Below are 16,485 nucleotides of genomic sequence, written 5' to 3' on the forward strand. Positions count from 1 at the left end.
GTTTTTTCAACTTTATAGAGGAGGATTACGCATTAAAATTAGGGTCACAACCGTAAGTCATAAAACAAATTCACCTCTGTGTCCTCCGTGTCCTCTGTGGTGAAAACCGTGCAAGAATGAGCTAAATGATAATTTTCCAGTTAAACAAAATTATAACGCCCGTTCTTTGAGATATTGAAAACGAAATATTACGAAAATAATGATTATCTTTGAACCACTAAAAGGAAAATAACAATGAATGACCTGCTTCGTAAACTCCCTATCGGGATACAGACCTTTGAGAAACTTCGTAAGGGCGATTATCTATATGTAGATAAAACAGAGCTTGTATGGAAAATAGCTTATACATCTACTCCATACTTCCTGAGTCGTCCACGCCGTTTTGGTAAAAGTCTTCTTCTCTCTACCTTTGAAGCCTACTTTGAAGGAAAGAAAGAACTCTTCGAAGGGCTTGCCATTGAAAAACTGGAAACGAAATGGGAAAAGCATCCTGTGCTGCATCTGGATTTAAATGCCGAGAAGTACGATTCTCCGGAAAGACTTTATGATATCCTCAGCCGTCAACTCACCTTATGGGAAATCCAATATGGCAAAGGAATAGACGAGAACACTCTTTCCGGTCGTTTCTCCGGTGTCATCCGTCGTGCCTACGAACAAACCGGTAGCAGCGTCGTAGTCCTGGTAGACGAATACGACAAACCTCTGTTGCAAGCTTTAGGTAATGATGTCTTACTGGATGAATACCGTAAAACCCTGAAAGCCTTTTACGGAGTATTGAAAAGTGCCGACCGCTACCTGCGTTTCGTCTTCCTCACAGGAGTGACGAAATTCTCACAAGTAAGTGTATTCAGTGACCTCAACCAGTTGCAGGACATCACTTTATGGCCCGATTACGGAACCCTTTGCGGCATCACTCTTCAAGAATTATTGGATACCTTCCAACCGGAAATCAAGATACTTGCAGCCAATAATTCCATTTCTTATGATGACGCGGTACAACGAATGACACGTCTCTACGATGGCTATCATTTTTGCATTAATTCAGTAGGTATCTTCAACCCGTTCAGTGTACTGAATGTCCTGAAATCAAAAGTGTTCGACAATTACTGGTTCCAGACCGGCACACCGACTTTCCTCGTCGAGATGCTGCAAGAAACCGAATACGACCTGCGTACTTTGCTTGACGGGATCGAAGCACCGTCTTCCATGTTCTCCGAATATCGTGTAGATTCCAATAACCCGATTCCGTTGATTTACCAAAGTGGCTATCTGACGATAAAAGATTTCGATAGGGAATTTGGTAACTATCTATTGCAATTTCCTAATGATGAAGTCCGCTACGGCTTCATTAATTTCCTGGTTCCATTTTACACCGGAGTGAGAAACAGTGACCAAGGATTTTACATCGGCAAGTTTGTACAAGAACTTCGTTCGGGAGACTACGATGCCTTTCTTACCCGCCTGCAAGCCTTCTTTGCCGATTTCACCTACGAATTGAACGAGCAGACAGAGCGTCACTACCAAGTAGTTTTCTATATTGTCTTCAAACTTATGGGACAGTTCACCGATGCCGAAGTACGCAGCGCCCGCGGTCGTGCAGATGCCGTAGTGAAAACACCTAAATATATCTATGTCTTCGAATTCAAGCTGCATGACACAGCAGAAGCGGCATTGAAGCAGATCGACGATAAAGGCTATCTGATACCGTATCAGGCAGACGGACGTGAAGTGATAAAGATCGGGGTGGAGTTCAGTGCGGAAAAACGCAATATCAGTCGCTGGCTGGTGTGAACAGATAAAGTTAAATATTATCAGGAGTTACCCATATCCATGCGCGATAGCAACTTCTCCTATGAACAGGAACCAAAGGTAAATAACCGGAGTACACTCTACCTTCCCTGATTTCCAACGGATAAGTTGCGGACATTCGTTCATGTTCCTGCAAGGCTTCACCTTCCGAAGGATGATAATCAATCACAAAACGCCCTGTTGAACCAGAACGTACATAACGGTCATATAAAAAACGCGCAACAACTCCCATATTCATGCGCAGATTAATTTCCACACAGGGATGAATCCGAAAAACCGGCTTTTCATTTTCCGGAAACCGACAAATCATCATATCAACCCCAAGATAACCTTTATAAACGGTTCCTACCAACGCAGAAAGTCTATATTTCAAACAGTTCTCCAAATCCGTCAGAACCTTTGAAGGGACATATTGCGAAAGTTGTTTCCAGATTGCCTCATTAGAAAGCAAACGATTCCCTTCATACATTCCACTCTTTCCGGTATGGAAGAGGGAATATCCCATAAATGTCACTTCACCTGTACCATCGGAATAAAACTCCATGGCAAAGTCTTCTACCTTATTATATATAGGTTCCGCAATGATTCCACCCTGCGAAGCAGCCACACGCGTACACCAACCGGATATAAAAGGAGTAAATATGCCTTTACACCAGTTCAAGCCTTTACCGCTTCCCGAAAGCGGAGCTTTCAACAGGCAGCATTCCCGCTCTTCCACAAAGGTTTTCCATTCTTCTTGTGTCTTCAAATAATAAGATTCTCCGCAGAAATATTCATTCAGTTGTAATTCCGGAAGCAATGAGACGGCTTTAGAACGATGGGAGTATTCCCGCAGACCGTTTAATTGCTCCATAGAAGGCAACAGGGCTTCATCCACGCCCAGCCCTGAAAGCCGTTTCCGCAAAGCTACATCCCACCCCCAAGGACGAATATCCAAATTCGGTTCAATAGCAAGTTCCGGCTCTGTCATCAAATCAACCGAAAGTCCTAATAATTCCTGTATCTTCTTCACATAGCCGAGATTATAGGCGGAAGAAGCTAATACAGCACTCCCCTCCTCTACATACCACATCGGAAGCAAAGCCAACTCGGAAGCCATACGTCTGGCCGAAGCCGGAGCCATATAGTTCGTTTCACCGCTAGCCAACGCCAAGTCATGTTCCGGATTGAATATATAAAGAGCCTTTTTTGTCATTTCAAATGAATTCAAAACTTTATTCTGCAAATATATACAGGAAATAGTCAGGAATGACTACAATAAGCAGAAAGTTGGAATTAAACACACAATTTTGCCATCTCTACTTTGCAAATCCTAAAAAAAGCAGTATATTTGCCACCCGAAAAACAAAGAACTGAAATGGAATCATTCTACCGCACACACGCCTACCTCGTTGAGCACACCAATGCCCCCGTTCGCCGCGATCTCATGGACGAGATCGATTGGAGCGACCGCCTGATTGGTATCAAAGGGACACGTGGCGTAGGAAAAACCACTTTCCTTCTCCAATACGCCAAAGAGAAATTCGGGAACGACCGTTCCTGTCTGTTCATCAACATGAACAACTTCTATTTCTCGGGCCACAGCATTGTAGACTTCGCCAACGAATTTCAGAAACGTGGCGGAAAAGTATTGTTGATCGACCAGGTGTTCAAACATCCGGAATGGAGCAAAGAGTTACGCATGTGTTACGACCGTTTTCCTAACCTGAAAATTGTCTTCACCGGCTCGTCCGTGATGCGACTGAAAGAAGAAAATCTTGAATTACGTGATATCGCCAAGAGCTATAACCTGCGTGGATTCTCTTTCCGTGAATTCCTAAACTTGCAAACAGGCATGAAATTCAGGGCATATAGCCTCGAAGAAATTCTTAGCACTCACGAACAGATTGCCAAAGGAGTACTCTCCAAAGTCCGTCCGTTGGATTATTTTCAGGATTATCTGCACCACGGATTCTATCCGTTCTTCCTTGAAAAACGTAACTTTTCGGAGAATCTGCTGAAAACGATGAACATGATGGTGGAAGTAGATATACTTCTCATCAAACAAATTGAACTGAAATATCTTTCAAAGATAAAAAAATTGCTATATTTGCTCGCTGTCGACGGGCCGAAAGCTCCAAATGTGAGCCAACTGGCAAGCGACATACAGACATCTCGCGCCACGGTGATGAACTATATCAAGTATCTGGCAGATGCGCGACTCATTAATCTGGTTTATCCGAAAGGGGAAGAATTCCCTAAAAAACCTTCAAAGATAATGATGCACAACTCCAACCTGATGTATTCCATCTATCCGGTGAAAGTGGAAGAGCAGGATGTGCTCGACACATTCTTTGCAAATTCTTTATGGAAAGACCATAAGGTACATAAAGGAGATAAAAACGTCTCTTTTATGGTAGACGAAGTAATGCCGTTCAAAATTTGCCAGGAAGGCGCAAAGATCAAGAACAATCCGAATGTAACGTACGCGTTGCATAAGGCTGAAATAGGTCGGGGCAACCAGATACCTCTCTGGATGTTCGGCTTTTTATATTAAAAGATTTATTTACTTAAATATTTAATTTAGTTATGACTAAACAGAAGAAATTCATCACTTGTGATGGTAACCAAGCTGCAGCGCATATCTCGTATATGTTCTCTGAAGTAGCAGCTATCTACCCCATCACTCCTTCTTCGACTATGGCTGAGTACGTAGACGAATGGGCTGCCGCAGGACGTAAGAACATCTTCGGCGAAACAGTATTAGTACAGGAAATGCAATCTGAAGGTGGTGCTGCCGGTGCAGTTCACGGTTCTCTTCAGGCTGGTGCGTTGACTACTACTTACACTGCTTCCCAGGGTCTTCTCCTGATGATCCCTAACATGTACAAAATTGCCGGTGAGTTCTTGCCTTGCGTATTCCATGTGTCTGCTCGTACATTGGCTTCTCACGCATTGTGTATCTTCGGTGACCACCAAGACGTAATGTCAGCTCGTCAGACTGGCTTTGCTATGTTGGCTGAAGGCTCTGTACAGGAAGTTATGGATTTGGCTGGTGTTGCTCACTTGGCTACCATCAAATCTCGCGTTCCGTTCATGAACTTCTTCGATGGTTTCCGTACATCTCACGAAATCCAAAAGATTGAAATGTTGGAAAATGATGATCTTGCTCCGCTGATCGACCAGGAAGCTTTGGCTGAATTCCGTGCCCGCGCACTGAACCCGATGAAACCGGTAGCTCGTGGTATGGCTGAAAATCCTGACCATTTCTTCCAACATCGTGAATCATGCAACAACTACTATGAAGCAGTTCCTGCTATCGTAGAAGAATACATGAATGAAATTTCTAAGATCACAGGTCGTAAATACGGTTTGTTCGATTACTATGGTGCAGAAGATGCAGAACGCGTAATTATCGCTATGGGTTCTGTAACAGAAGCTGCCCGCGAAGCTATCGACTACCTGGTAGCAAACGGCGAAAAAGTGGGTATGGTTGCCGTACACCTGTATCGTCCGTTCTCTGCTAAACACTTCCTGGCTGCTGTACCTAAGACTGCTAAGACTATCGCAGTTCTTGACCGTACTAAAGAACCGGGTGCTAACGGCGAACCTCTTTACCTTGACGTTAAAGACTGCTTCTACGGTGCAGAAAATGCTCCGGTTATCGTTGGCGGTCGCTACGGTTTGGGTTCAAAAGATACTACTCCTGCTCAAATCCTTTCAGTATTCGAAAACTTGGCTATGCCAATGCCGAAGAACCACTTCACTATCGGTATCGTAGACGACGTTACTTTCACTTCTCTTCCTCAAAAAGAAGAAATCGCTTTAGGCGGCGAAGGTATGTTCGAAGCTAAATTCTACGGTTTGGGTGCTGACGGTACAGTAGGTGCTAACAAGAACTCTGTAAAGATTATCGGTGACAACACTGACAAACACTGCCAGGCTTACTTCTCTTATGACTCTAAGAAGTCGGGCGGTTTCACTTGTTCTCACTTGCGTTTCGGTGACAATCCAATCCGTTCTACTTATCTGGTAAATACTCCGAACTTCGTTGCTTGTCACGTTCAGGCTTACCTGCACATGTACGATGTAACTCGTGGTTTGCGTAAGAACGGTTCTTTCTTATTAAACACAATTTGGGAAGGTGAAGAACTGGCTAAGAACCTGCCTAACAAGGTTAAGAAATATTTCGCACAGAACAACATTTCTGTATACTATATCAACGCAACACAGATTGCACTGGAAATTGGTTTGGGTAACCGTACCAACACAATCCTTCAATCTGCATTCTTCCGTATCACAGGCGTTATTCCTGTAGAACAAGCTGTTGAGCAGATGAAGAAATTCATCGTTAAGTCTTACGGCAAGAAGGGTGAAGACGTTGTTAACAAGAACTATGCTGCCGTTGACCGTGGTGGTGAATACAAGACTTTGGCTGTTGATCCTGCTTGGGCTAACCTTCCGGATGACGCAAAAGCTGAAAACAACGATCCTGCATTCATCAACGAAGTAGTTCGTCCGATCAATGCACAAGACGGTGACTTGTTGCCGGTATCTGCATTCAAGGGTATCGAAGACGGTACTTGGTATCAAGGTACTGCTAAATACGAAAAACGTGGTGTAGCTGCATTCGTTCCTGAATGGAATCCGGAAAACTGTATCCAGTGTAACAAGTGTGCATACGTTTGTCCTCACGCTTCTATCCGTCCGTTCGTACTCGACGCTGAAGAGCAGAAGGGTGCTAAGTTCGAACAACTGAAAGCTGTAGGTAAAGCATTCGACGGTATGACATTCCGTATCCAGGTGGACGTTCTCGACTGTCTGGGTTGCGGTAACTGTGCCGACATCTGTCCGGGTAATCCGAAGAAGGGTGGCAAAGCATTGACAATGAAACACCTCGAAAGCCAATTGGCTCAAGCTGAAAACTGGACTTACTGTGCTGAAAACGTGAAGACTAAACAACATCTTGTTGATATCAAGGCTAACGTGAAGAACTCACAGTTCGCTACTCCGTTGTTTGAGTTCTCCGGCGCTTGCTCTGGTTGTGGTGAAACTCCATACGTGAAATTGATTTCTCAATTGTTCGGTGACCGTGAAATGGTTGCTAACGCTACCGGATGTTCTTCTATCTACTCTGGTTCTGTTCCTTCTACTCCGTATACTACAAACGAAAACGGACACGGTCCTGCTTGGGCTAACTCACTGTTCGAAGACTTCTGTGAATTCGGTTTGGGTATGGAACTGGCTAACGAAAAGATGCGTGCTCGTCTCGTGAAAGTGATGAACGAGGCTATTGCTGCTGATTGCACTCCTGCTGAAGTAAAAGAACTGTTCGCTGAATGGATCAACAATATGCTGGATGCGGACAAGACTAAGGAATTGGCTGCTAAGATCATTCCGGTTGTTGAAGCTAACAAGGATAAATGTAACCACTGCAAACAAATCGCTGAACTGCAACAATATCTTGTAAAACGCAGCCAGTGGATCATTGGTGGTGACGGTGCTTCTTACGATATCGGTTACGGTGGTCTTGACCATGTAATCGCTTCCGGTAAGGACGTTAACATCCTCGTTCTGGATACTGAAGTTTACTCTAACACAGGTGGTCAGTCTTCTAAAGCTACTCCGGTAGGTGCTATCGCTAAGTTCGCTGCTGCTGGTAAGCGCGTACGTAAGAAAGACCTCGGTCTGATGGCTACTACTTACGGTTATGTATATGTTGCACAGATCGCTATGGGTGCTGACCAAGCTCAAACTCTGAAAGCTATCCGTGAAGCTGAAGCATATCCGGGACCATCTTTGATTATCGCTTATGCTCCATGTATCAACCACGGTCTGAAAGCAGGTATGGGTAAGAGCCAAGAAGAAGAAGAAAAAGCTGTTAAGTGCGGTTACTGGCACTTGTGGCGTTACAACCCGGCTTTGGAAGAAGAAGGCAAGAACCCATTCCAATTGGATAGCAAAGAACCGAACTGGGAAGATTTCCAAGGTTTCTTGAAGGGTGAAGTTCGTTACGCTTCTGTAATGAAACAATATCCTGCTGAAGCTGAAGAACTGTTCAAAGCTGCTGAAGAAAACGCTAAATGGCGTTACAACAGCTACAAACGTTTGGCTAGAGAAAACTGGGGTGCTGAATAATAGTAATACCCTATAAATATAAAACGGTAATCTTGTAGAAGATTACCGTTTTTTTATTGTATGAACTCTGTCTAACATAAACAATACTCCCTTTTTCCCACTAGAGTTCATGTCTATTTTATATTTAAAATTAAAAATAACAATGCTCCAATCTATTTATTCTCTGACTTCGGAATCCAACTATCCACCAACTGCCGATGTTCATCCCTCCATTTACGGGCTATTTCTTCTTCATCCATCCGGGCATCCTTCATAGCTGTCATAAAAGAGCTAAGTTCTTCTGTCGTTAGTTTGATGTTGCCAAAGAATTCGGCAGCAAACGGATCTTTCTCACTGAATCCTTTCCATGCAATAGCATGTATTTCTTCCAAGTCTCCATATACTTTCTTCGGATCATCCAAGAATTTCAAGTCAAACTGGTCGAACATCCAATGCGGTGTCCACCCCGTGATGACAATCCATTCTCCTTTGTCCATCGCTTTTTTCAAAGAAGCCAGCATGGTGGAACTACTTGAAGTCATGAGGGTATACCCATCAAGTCCGTAAGCAGCAATGGCCTTATCGGTCGTCTTCATAATTCCTGCTCCGGCATCAATTCCCACTATTTCAGAAGAGAAACGGTCTTTATTAGCTTCCAGCTCACTAATAGACTGGATCGTAACATATTGAGGAACAACCAGTCCTACACGGGCTTCTCCATATACCTCACCCAAAAATTCGATGCTGTCTCCATACTGATCCATATAATCTTTCATCGTTATTGGTAACCAGGCATCCAGAAAGACATCAGATTTCTTTCCTGACATAGATACAAAGATGGGGGCAAGGTCAGCATTTTGCAGTTCAACCTCATATCCATGTTCTTCCAATACCACCTTAGCCAAATGACTCATGGCAATACCTTCCAGCCAATTGGCATAGGCTATCTTTACTTTCTTTTTCTCTAAATCTGAATTAGTACAGGAAGCCAGCAAAAGTATAGCTGACAATACTATTCCTACTATTTTATATATTCTCATACGTATTTTATCCTTTCCGTTTAGTTCTTATTTTTTCGTCCTGCCATTCCTTGTGTGATACGGTCTAAGATGATAGCTAAAATAACAACTGCGATACCACCTTCAAACCCAAGTCCGATTTTCATTTGGGTAATACCTTTCAATACAATTTCTCCCAGACCACCGGCAGCAATCATGGCAGCAATGACAACCATAGAAAGCGACATCATTATTGTCTGATTGACACCTGTCAGGATGGTTGGCAACGCCAAAGGAAGCTGCACTTTATACAATAACTGCCAACGGGTAGCCCCGAACGAACGGGAAGCTTCCACTACATTTTTAGGAACTTGCCGAATTCCCAATCCAGTAAGGCGGACCACAGGAGGCATAGCAAAGATAATGGTGGCAAACACTCCCGGCACTGCTCCCAATCCGAAAAACAAAACGGCAGGAATCAGATAAACAAAAGCAGGCATCGTCTGCATCAAGTCGAGAACAGGACGAAGTATTTTCTCTGCACGCGGACTGTTTGCCGTCCACACTCCTAAAGGTACACCAACAATCAGAGCCAGACAGGTAGATGAAAAAACGAGAGCCAGGGTTTGCATAGTAGCCTCCCAAAATCCCATTCCATAAATCAGTAATAATCCTAATGCGGTGAAAATTGCCGTACCACGTCCTGCCTTCATCCATGCGAGTGCAGCAAGCACTAGAATGGTTATATAAAAAGGTATTCCAAAAAGTACGTGTTGGAATCCTATAATAAAACTACCGATGCCTGCATTCACGGCATCAAAGAAAGTGGAAAAATGTACCATCATCCAATTGATGGCCATCTCTATATATTGTCCTATATTTATCATAAATCTATTGCGTTTTGAATTATTTCGTTTATTTCTTCTTTATCTTTCCCCGTCACTTCGATGATTAAGGAGGAAAGCGGGATTGTTCCTAAAAACTCATGCGTCTCATCAATCACCCATACCGGCGAATTGCTCTTTGTCATTAAAGGAAGTATATCCTCCAACACTGTATCCTCCAATACAGAATGTACTTCTGTACGCACAATCGTTTCAATGGATTTTTCCTGTCTGCTACGTAACTTAAGCAGGTCGTTCAGACGTACTTCTCCGACCAGTTTATCATCGGCGTCTATGACAGGTAATACGGTGATATTCTTCGCACGCATCTTACGAATCAATACTTCAGGTCCCTCTTTCTTCAGACGGGCCACCAGTGGTTTGTCAATCATTAAAGAAGAAGCGGTGATAATTTTACTCCTGTCCACGTTTTCAACAAAACGGGCTACATAATCGTTAGCCGGTTCGGTCAGTATTTCTTCTGAAGTACCTACCTGCACCACCTCTCCGTCTTTCATAATGGCAATACGGTCGCCCAGTTTAATCGCTTCACTCAAGTCATGGGTAATAAAGACAATTGTTTTTTTCATCTTCGACTGCAAAGCCAGCAGTTCATCCTGCATTTGCACACGAATCAGAGGATCGAGCGCAGAGAAAGCCTCATCCATTAAAAGCACTTCGGGATTATTAGCCAGAGCACGGGCCAGTCCGACACGCTGTTGCATTCCACCGGAAAGCTCGCCCACCATCTGATTTTCATATCCTTTCAATCCGACAAGCTTCATACTTTCCATCGCTTTCTTCTCACGTTCCTCTTTCTTCACTCCCTGAAGTTCGAGACCGAACGCGATATTGCTCAATACGGAACGGTGAGGTAACAGACCGAAATTCTGGAAAACCATCGCCAACTCTTTCCGGCGAACTTGCAATAACTCTTTTTCGGATATTTTAGATATATCTACTCCGTTTACAAGCACTTGTCCGGCAGTAGGACGTATCAGACGATTGATACAACGCAGTAATGTCGATTTTCCACTTCCCGAGAGTCCCATTATCACAAAAAACTCTCCTTCATTAATTGAAAGATTGGCATCTTTCACTCCTACCGTACAACCGGTATCTTTCAGAATTTCCTCTTTACTCTTATCTTTTTTCAACATCTTGAGTGCTTTCTGCTTCTCGTGACCAAAGATAAGGTACAAATCCTTTATTTCTATTTTACTCATATAATATATTGGTTTAGATTATAATATTTGTTTTGTTTTCAACTGCCGCGTTCCTCATTCTCACTTACGATAAACAAGTTGAATGTTCGCATGGTTCAATCATGTCACATGACAACATGACGATCCGACGTTTTTTAAAATGGTTTAAAAAGATAGACTGAGTAGTTTAAAAGGAATAGAATTTGATAAGATTATCCTCTCAATGAACAGTAGAAAACAGTATTTTCATAAATAAATAACAGTCTGTTCTTGCATATTGTTGGCACAAAGATAAGGAAAATAGATTAAATATGCAAATTTCATTCAGATACGGAGTAATTCCAAAGATGCTTTTTCAAGTCTACGCATCCATTTTGCTTGAAAGAGATCCCTTCTTCCAACAAGAGTTGTTTCTGCTCTGTCCAACCCGGAACAAGGCGTCCCGATGCATTGACAACCCGGTGACAAGGCACAGATAAATCATCCGGAATCTGTTTCAAAGCACGCCCCACCATACGGGAACATTGAGGCATTCCCAATAATGCGGCAATTCCCCCATAGGTAGAAACTTTACCTACCGGAATTTCCCGAACAACCTGATACACCTCTTGACAAAAGGATGCGGAGAGACTCGCTTTGTCTACTTTATAATCTTTCATCACTCAAACATTACTTTATTTCAGTTCCAAAACTAGATAAAAAGGAAAGAATTTGCAAATAATAAAAGTATTTCAAATAAAATATGCAACTTTATTTGCTTTATTTACAAATAATCCCGACCTTTGTACCCATTAAAAGCAACCCTATTATTAACAAAACAAGCACTGCTGTTATGAAAAAGAAGACAATTCTATTCGCTTCTTGTTTATTTGGAGTATTCGCTTTCAGCTCCTGTGAGAAGAACCTTTATGATGAAAGTAAACAACCCGAAAAAGAAATTCAAGTAAAAGACCTGAATATACCCGCAGGCTTTCAATGGAAATTAACTCAAGTAGCCGCAGGAACAGTAGCTGCTACTACCCCCACTATGGTTTCCTTCTTTTTGGATGAAGCATGTAGTAAAGAAGAGAAAATAGCCGACATTCCTGTAGATACAGAAATTTCAAGTCTCCCTTTGAGCATCCCAACCTACGTAAATACATTGTATGCCCAGTACAAAACCAGCACCAATGAAATCAAAAAAGTAGCCATACCTGTAAATGCAGATAGAAGTTTCTCACTGAACATTGCTAATGATGCCAAATCCAAATCTAACACCACCCGGTCAATCACTCGTGGGCATGATATAGAAGATGACATCCAATTGTCAAAAGGAGTCATTTCTCATCCCAAAGATGGTTGGGGAACAATCATGTTTGAAGACCAATTCCCATCATTAGGAGATTATGACTTTAATGATTTTGTAGTCAATTATAAGGTGCAGTTCCAAGGTATTAAAAAGGTTGACAAAAAATACACTGCGCAGTATATACAAATAGGATTACGTCTAAAAGCTATCGGAGGAATATTCCCTTATTCTCCTTATTTAAGACTGAAAGAAATAGATTCTGACGAAGTGGAAAGTATAGAAGTTTATGAAACTAAAAACGTGATTCCTGCGATCGACGGAGTAGATCTTGTCCCCAATAAACATCTTATCATTGATTACAGCCCTTTAATTAAGAATCTGGCTAAACCTGCAGGCAGCCAATATTATAATACAGAAAAGAATGCTTTGGTAGCAACAAGTGATTTACCGGAGATCAATATTCTGATCACCCTAAAGAAGAGAAAAGAAGTAAAGGAAATATTAGAAGGCGATGAATTCGACTTGTATTTAAAACGTAATGATAGCGGAACAGAAATCCATATGAATGGTATTGAACCGATCACTTACCAATATCCATTCAATGATAAAAATCTGCTACCGGTATATACAAACGGGGACGAAGAAGATGATAATTATTATTTTAGTGCAGGACGCCTGATTTGGGGATTAAGAGTACCAGGCAACGCAGCACATGCTATTGAAAAAGCTAATTTCTTGGAAGCCTATAAAGGATTCGCAAAATGGGCGCAAAGTAGTGGCAAAAACGAACAAAACTGGTATAATCAAGGAAACGCAGATAAAAATTTATTGATTCATAACTAACACATATCAATAAATCCCGGTAAACATTGAAAATTCAAGTTACCGGGATTTATTGTATTCTGACGTGAATAGTTTTGATTCTATCCTTTCCTTTTCAGCAAATCTGTCGGACTTTCACCAAACTGCTCTCTATAACATTTGGTAAAATAAGAAGGAGAACTAAAACCGACTTCATAACCAATCTCCGCCACTGTCATATCTGACGAAGCAAGCAGGGAAGCAGCCTTCTTCAAGCGAGCGATGCGAAGCAATTCATTCGGAGAATAATTAGTCAGGGATTTTATTTTGCGATAGAGTTGCACACGACTTAATCCCATATCCTTACCCAAATCCTCTACATTCAAATTTGAATCTCCCATCTTTGCTTCAATTAAAGCCTTGAATTTTTCCACAAAGTCTTTATCCATATCACAGACATCCTCTTTCGCCAACGTTTGTCCGTCACCAAAGAACTGTTTCAGGCGGCGATGTGAATCTATCAGATTACGAACGCGTGCCAACAGCAATTGCGAACTGAAGGGCTTGGAGATATAAGAATCCGCACCTCCGTCATATCCCTGAATCCGTTGTTCATCCAAAGAACAGGCTGTCAATAGGATGACAGGGATATGGCAGGTTTGCAGTTCGCTTTTCAGCCGACGGCAACACTCTATTCCATCAATACCAGGCATCATCACATCAGAGATTATCAAGTCCGGAACATATTTCATTGCTTTGCGGATACCCTCCGAACCGTCTGCTGCTTCAATAACAGTATAATCGGTATGGAGTAATCCGCGTACATACGAACGGATATCTGCATTATCATCAATTACCAAAACAGAAGGTTTGGAAGAATCATAGCCTTTTTCCAGTTCCTCTTCTTCGACAGCTAAAGTTTCATTCAGGTTGGAAGAGGCAGGAGAACCGGGAGAAGCAGGATTTAAAGGAACTGCAGAGATTGATGACTTTAGAGAATCTTCGGCCAGAATAGTCTCACAAGTCTGTACCGGTAAATCAACGGTAAAGACAGTGCCCTGCTTTTCATCACTTTCCACAGAAATTGTACCTTTATGCAATTCAACGAAAGCTTTAACCAGTGCAAGCCCGATTCCCGAACCGGCGTGGTGCATGTCTATTTTATAAAAACGATCGAAAATACTCCGGATATGTTCGGCGGAAATCATTGAACCGGTATTGGCAACAGTAAAACGAATCCAGCGAGTATCCTCTTTCGTCAAGGAAGATAAACGAACCGTTATCTTTCCATTTTCCGGTGTGAACTTGAACGCGTTGGAAAGCAGATTAAAATAAATACGTTCCAACTTTTCCATATCCGCCAACGTATGGTAATCCGTATCCGGCATATTATCAAAAGAGAAATGAATGTGTTTCTTCCGGGCGGCTGCAAGGAATGATTCGTTCCAGCCCTCAAAAGAGGAAAGAACATCTACCTGAACTGGTGTATATTCCATCTTACCGTTCTCGTATTTACGGAAATCCAGAATCTGATTGACAAGACGTAAAAGGATATTCACGTTTCGTTGAATCAGCATCAACATTCGATGCTGATCTCCACTTAGTGTATGATCGGCCAATAAATGTTCTACTGGATCAGCAACCAATGTCAGCGGAGTACGGAAATCGTGAGATATATTTGTGAAGAAAACCAGTTTGGCATGCGTTGCCTCTTCCAGTTGATGAGAAAGCTGGATGAGCTGATCCCGTTGCTCTTCCAGTTTGTCCCGCTGTTCTTCTAATTGGTCGCGTTGTTCCTCTAACTTGTCCCGCTGCTCTTCCAGCTGTTTCTTCTGCTCGGAAAGTTCCTTATTCAAACGGTTTTTAGCACGGAGAGATTTATAGACTACCAGTAATAATCCCGCCACCAATAGAAGAATGACTAAACCGCCATACATCACCACCTGCTGTGTAGCAACACGAGATAGATATCCGCCTATACGTCCGTTCAATGTTTCAATCTTCTGATCCAGTTCCGAGATGTGAGTTGTCTGAAGTTGCATGACATGCGCATTTGTACGGTCAACCACCGCAGTGTTCATGACTGTTTCCCGGGGATAAGGCTTTTTCTCAAGGATATTCATTGCCAGTTGCATCACTTTGTCGCCATTGGTCGGATAAATAAAAGTAGCATTCAACACACTGTCGAGCACCATTTCCAATCCGTTACCTTTGCCGGGGAGAGCATCGATACCGACAAAAATCATTTCCTTCTCCCGTCCCACTTTCTTTGCAGCCTGATAAGCTCCTGGAGCGATACGGTCATTATGCGCATACACGGCATCTATCTTCGGATGCCGACGGAGCATACTATCCATTTCCACTTCCGCCGGTTCACGCTCCCACGCAGCATCCGCTTTATCAATCAGTTTGATATCCGGAAAGTTACTGATAGCAGCCATAAATCCTTGATGGCGTTCCATGGCAGGAGTTGAGCCACCCAGTCCGGTAAGTTCCACCACATTCCCTTTTCCTTTCAGGCTTGACGCAATATAATTGCCTACCGCACGTCCTATTTCATAATTGTCGGCACCAATATAAGCAGTATATTTATCAGAAAGAATCTTCCGGTCTACCAGGATGACAGGTATTCCCTTTTGATAGGCTTCCTCTACAATCGGAGTCATGGGGGCCGCTTCGTTGGCAGAGATAATCAATAAGTCAACCCCTTCATCTATAAAATAATGAACGTCTTCCGCCTGTTTACGATTATCATCCGCAGCCGACCGGATTTCAACCGATACTCCATCATAAAACATTGCTTCGCGGAGAATTTCATCATTCATCTTATGCCGCCAGGAGTCATCGCTGCATTGCGCCACCCCGATACGGAAACGGTGTGTGTCCTGCCGACAAGCCGTCATGCCAAGAAGACAGAGCAAGACTGCTATCCACTTCGTATATCCCATCATTCTAATCATTCTCATTTTTTTCGTATTTCTTTCTATGACCTAAATAGACGATTGAGAACAAAAATAAGAAATAAAACTGTGAGTATGCTATCTATCACCCAATTATTCTCATCATTACCCTCCAAAGAAATGCAAAACAGTTCCCAATATTCAATCGGAAATTATTAACAAAAGTATAAAGCGTAAGACAAACACTCAATAAATGTTATAAAACATCTCTTTTTATTTGGATTATTTGCAGATTTAGCAGAAGTCCGTATCTTTGCAATGTGTTTTTCATAGTATTAGATTTAAGGTTAACAAAGGTTGGAGCAAGGCGTTGCTCCTTTTTTTATGCCCCTACCTCTCATATCATACGAATCATGCAAAAAGAACAGGCTCACCCGAAATTTCTTGGGGGTAACTATTTGTAGCTTTCTTTAAAGTGATTACTTTTGTAATATGACAGAAGCA

Annotated in this window: 10 protein-coding genes; 4 read left to right on the forward strand and 6 right to left on the reverse strand. The window is 42.4% G+C overall.

The window, feature by feature from the left end:
* The first annotated feature begins 234 nt into the window (after positions 1-234).
* Complete coding sequence (locus tag LPH68_RS23265) at positions 235-1,791, forward strand: ATP-binding protein (RefSeq protein ID WP_004315119.1); 1,557 nt, start codon at positions 235-237, stop codon at positions 1,789-1,791.
* 10 nt (positions 1,792-1,801) lie between these two features.
* On the opposite strand, the gene LPH68_RS23270 is transcribed toward LPH68_RS23265, so the two are convergent.
* Positions 1,802-3,004 carry a hypothetical protein gene (locus LPH68_RS23270; protein WP_008771310.1) on the reverse strand — a complete coding sequence of 401 codons (1,203 nt, stop codon included), beginning with the start codon at positions 3,002-3,004 and terminating at the stop codon, positions 1,802-1,804.
* 162 nt (positions 3,005-3,166) lie between these two features.
* Here LPH68_RS23270 and LPH68_RS23275 point away from each other — a divergent pair, with 162 nt between their 5' ends.
* Entirely contained in the window at positions 3,167-4,345 is a 1,179-nt protein-coding gene (locus LPH68_RS23275) for an ATP-binding protein (RefSeq protein ID WP_004311727.1), read from the forward strand.
* Between the two features lie 32 nt (positions 4,346-4,377).
* A complete protein-coding gene (gene nifJ, locus LPH68_RS23280; RefSeq protein WP_004300981.1) occupies positions 4,378-7,926 on the forward strand; it encodes a pyruvate:ferredoxin (flavodoxin) oxidoreductase in 3,549 nt (1,182 codons plus the stop codon).
* Positions 7,927-8,078: 152 nt separating this feature from the next.
* Here the strand turns inward: nifJ and LPH68_RS23285 are convergent, their stop codons facing one another.
* The 4 genes from LPH68_RS23285 to LPH68_RS23300 form a co-directional block, all read right to left on the reverse strand.
* Positions 8,079-8,945 (reverse strand): glycine betaine ABC transporter substrate-binding protein, encoded by an 867-nt coding sequence (locus LPH68_RS23285; protein ID WP_004312808.1) that lies wholly within the window; start codon positions 8,943-8,945, stop codon positions 8,079-8,081.
* Positions 8,946-8,965: 20 nt separating this feature from the next.
* Positions 8,966-9,790, reverse strand: coding sequence for a proline/glycine betaine ABC transporter permease (locus LPH68_RS23290; protein WP_015531536.1), 825 nt, complete (start codon positions 9,788-9,790; stop codon positions 8,966-8,968).
* Positions 9,787-11,013 (reverse strand): glycine betaine/L-proline ABC transporter ATP-binding protein, encoded by a 1,227-nt coding sequence (locus LPH68_RS23295; protein ID WP_015531537.1) that lies wholly within the window; start codon positions 11,011-11,013, stop codon positions 9,787-9,789. Before LPH68_RS23295 ends, LPH68_RS23290 begins: the two co-directional genes overlap by 4 nt.
* A gap of 299 nt (positions 11,014-11,312) precedes the next feature.
* Positions 11,313-11,651, reverse strand: coding sequence for an MGMT family protein (locus LPH68_RS23300; RefSeq protein WP_004300985.1), 339 nt, complete (start codon positions 11,649-11,651; stop codon positions 11,313-11,315).
* Positions 11,652-11,734: 83 nt separating this feature from the next.
* Here LPH68_RS23300 and LPH68_RS23305 point away from each other — a divergent pair, with 83 nt between their 5' ends.
* Entirely contained in the window at positions 11,735-13,123 is a 1,389-nt protein-coding gene (locus tag LPH68_RS23305) for an LruC domain-containing protein (RefSeq protein WP_118407249.1), read from the forward strand.
* An 80-nt stretch (positions 13,124-13,203) separates the two neighbouring features.
* On the opposite strand, the gene LPH68_RS23310 is transcribed toward LPH68_RS23305, so the two are convergent.
* Entirely contained in the window at positions 13,204-15,984 is a 2,781-nt protein-coding gene (locus LPH68_RS23310) for a substrate-binding domain-containing protein (RefSeq protein ID WP_370638809.1), read from the reverse strand.
* Between the last annotated feature and the right edge of the window lie 501 nt (positions 15,985-16,485).

This window comes from Bacteroides sp. 1_1_30 (genome assembly GCF_020982715.1).
Taxonomy (GTDB): Bacteria; Bacteroidota; Bacteroidia; order Bacteroidales; family Bacteroidaceae; genus Bacteroides; species Bacteroides xylanisolvens.

Bases quoted from the DNA above. Each gene is read 5' to 3' on its own strand.
- LPH68_RS23300 (WP_004300985.1), bottom strand. From the start codon at position 11,651: ATGAAAGATTATAAAGTAGACAAAGCGAGTCTCTCCGCATCCTTTTGT.
- LPH68_RS23285 (WP_004312808.1), bottom strand. From the start codon at position 8,945: ATGAGAATATATAAAATAGTAGGAATAGTATTGTCAGCTATACTTTTG.
- LPH68_RS23275 (WP_004311727.1), top strand. From the start codon at position 3,167: ATGGAATCATTCTACCGCACACACGCCTACCTCGTTGAGCACACCAAT.
- LPH68_RS23305 (WP_118407249.1), top strand. From the start codon at position 11,735: ATGCAACTTTATTTGCTTTATTTACAAATAATCCCGACCTTTGTACCC.
- LPH68_RS23310 (WP_370638809.1), bottom strand. From the start codon at position 15,984: ATGACGGCTTGTCGGCAGGACACACACCGTTTCCGTATCGGGGTGGCG.
- nifJ (WP_004300981.1), top strand. From the start codon at position 4,378: ATGACTAAACAGAAGAAATTCATCACTTGTGATGGTAACCAAGCTGCA.
- LPH68_RS23290 (WP_015531536.1), bottom strand. From the start codon at position 9,790: ATGATAAATATAGGACAATATATAGAGATGGCCATCAATTGGATGATG.
- LPH68_RS23270 (WP_008771310.1), bottom strand. From the start codon at position 3,004: ATGACAAAAAAGGCTCTTTATATATTCAATCCGGAACATGACTTGGCG.
- LPH68_RS23265 (WP_004315119.1), top strand. From the start codon at position 235: ATGAATGACCTGCTTCGTAAACTCCCTATCGGGATACAGACCTTTGAG.
- LPH68_RS23295 (WP_015531537.1), bottom strand. From the start codon at position 11,013: ATGAGTAAAATAGAAATAAAGGATTTGTACCTTATCTTTGGTCACGAG.